The following is a 1886-nucleotide window of genomic DNA, read 5'->3' as shown; positions in this document are numbered from 1 at the left end:
GCCCGGTCACCGTCGCGGGCGGTCGTCGTCGTCCGCCGCGGGCATCACCGCGGTCGCGTGGGGCTCGTCCTCCGGCCGCACCGCGTTCTGCAGCGCGATCGACCGGGCCAGCCGGGCGTAACGCAGTTCCTGTTCGCGGAAGCGCACGTACGTGGAGACGGTGACAAACGCGAAGCCCATGACCAGCGCGTACAGCACCAGGTCCGTGCCGCGCTGCACGCCCAGCGCGTTGGCCAGCACGGTGAGGTCGTCCGGGCGCATCACGGCGTAGACCATGAACACCACGAACAACACGAAGCCGATCTTGACCCCGGCCTTGGCCCGCGCCTTGCGGCGGTTGGCCAGGAAGAACGCCACCAGCGCGGCGCCGGCGAGCAACAGCAGTGCCTTGATCATCGCGGCAACCTCTTTCCCACGAACCCGTCGGAGAGGATGTTGATCCCGTTGAGCAGCGACTGCCCCTTCGACATGGAGTACTCGGTGTAGAGGATGTCGACGGGCTGCTCGGCCACGCGCCACCCACGGCTGTCCATCAGTTCCACGAACTCGCTGGCGTGACTCATGCCGTTCATGCGCAGGTTGAGGTCGTCCGCGACGCGCCGGTTGAACACCCGCAACCCGTTGTGGGCGTCCGTCAGGCCGAGCCTGCGTGTGCGTGGACTGAGCATGACGACGGTCTTCAGGACGATCCGCTTGATCAGTGGGACCTGGTCGCCCTCGCGGCGTGGTCGGCCGAAGCGGGTCCCCACCACGATGTCCACGGGCTCCCCACGCACCCGCTCGACCATCGCGAGCACGTCCTTGACCTGGTGTTGTCCGTCGGCGTCGAAGGTGACGAAGTAGCGGGCGCCGGGTTGCGCGCGGGCGTATTCGACACCGGTCTGGATGGCGGCCCCCTGACCGAGGTTGACCGGGTGCCTGACCAGGTGCGCCCCCGCACGGTGGATCGCCGCGGCCGACTCGTCGGAGGAACCGTCGTCGACCGCCACGATGTTCGGGAACGTCTCGCGTGCGGTGCCGAGGACGTCCTCGATCACGGTGCCCTCGTTGAAGCAGGGGACGACCAGCCAGACGTCGCGGTTTCCTGCAGGGTCGCCCCCGGCCGTGTCGTCGTGTCCTAAGAGTCGCTCACTGTCACTGCTCATCGCCGGTCGATACTATGCGATCGAACGGAAAACCCGGTGACGAGAAGGACGGCGGTTCCCCGATGGCCATCGATGTGATGCTCCCCTACTACGGGGACGTCGGCCACTTCAAGAAGGCCGTGGACAGTGTCCTGTCCCAGAGCTACACCGACTTCCGTCTGGTCGTGGTGGACGACGGTTATCCGGACCCGGAGCCGGCCCGCTACATGGGGGAGATCACCGCGCGCGACGAGCGGGTGACCTACGAGAAGAACGAGGCGAATCTCGGCGCCAACGGCAACTACCGCAAGTGCCTGGAGATGGTCACGGCGCCGATCGTCGTGGTGATGGGCGCCGACGACGTCATGCTGCCCAACTACCTGCAGGTCGTGGCCGACGGTTTCGCGGCCGTTCCCGACGCCGCCGTGATGGAGGTGGGCGTCAGCGTGATCGACGAGCACGGCGCCCCCGTGCGGCCCCTGTCGGACACCGTCAAGGCGTTCACCTCGCCCAAGGCCGACGGTCGCACGGTCCTCCACGGCGAGAAGCTCATGACCTCGCTGATGCACGGGAACTGGACCTACTTCCCGTCTCTGGCGTGGAGCTCCGAGTGGATCCGCCGAATCGGGTTCCGTGAGGGACTCGACGTGGTGCAGGACCTGGCGCTGCTGGTCGACGTGATCACCGGCGGCGGTCACATGGTCTACGACCCCACCCTGGCGTTCCTCTACCGCAGGCACTCCGCGTCCGACTCGTCCGTTC

General features: G+C 67.3%; 3 protein-coding genes. 1 reads left to right on the top strand and 2 read right to left on the bottom strand.

Annotation, left to right across the window (positions count from 1 at the left end; translation table 11 throughout):
- Nucleotides 1–6: 6 nt before the first annotated feature.
- The gene (locus G6027_RS12155) at nucleotides 7–396 is read right to left on the bottom strand and encodes a DUF2304 domain-containing protein (RefSeq protein ID WP_182637403.1); all 390 of its coding nucleotides are present in this window, start codon (nucleotides 394–396) and stop codon (nucleotides 7–9) included.
- Complete coding sequence (locus G6027_RS12150) at nucleotides 393–1145, bottom strand: glycosyltransferase family 2 protein (RefSeq protein WP_241727071.1); 753 nt, start codon at nucleotides 1143–1145, stop codon at nucleotides 393–395. The genes G6027_RS12155 and G6027_RS12150 overlap by 4 nt, the downstream gene beginning before the upstream one ends.
- Before the next feature lie 62 nt (nucleotides 1146–1207).
- Here G6027_RS12150 and G6027_RS12145 point away from each other — a divergent pair.
- Nucleotides 1208–1886: glycosyltransferase (locus tag G6027_RS12145; protein WP_241727070.1), on the top strand; the 679-nt coding region annotated here is incomplete at its 3' end.

The organism is Dietzia sp. SLG310A2-38A2 (assembly GCF_014145095.1).
Classification (GTDB): domain Bacteria; phylum Actinomycetota; class Actinomycetes; order Mycobacteriales; family Mycobacteriaceae; genus Dietzia.
Note: the sequence above shows the minus strand (reverse complement) of the source record. Positions and strands in the feature narration are given on the sequence as shown.

Bases quoted from the DNA above. Each gene is read 5' to 3' on its own strand.
- G6027_RS12155 (WP_182637403.1), bottom strand. From the start codon at position 396: ATGATCAAGGCACTGCTGTTGCTCGCCGGCGCCGCGCTGGTGGCGTTC.
- G6027_RS12150 (WP_241727071.1), bottom strand. From the start codon at position 1,145: ATGAGCAGTGACAGTGAGCGACTCTTAGGACACGACGACACGGCCGGG.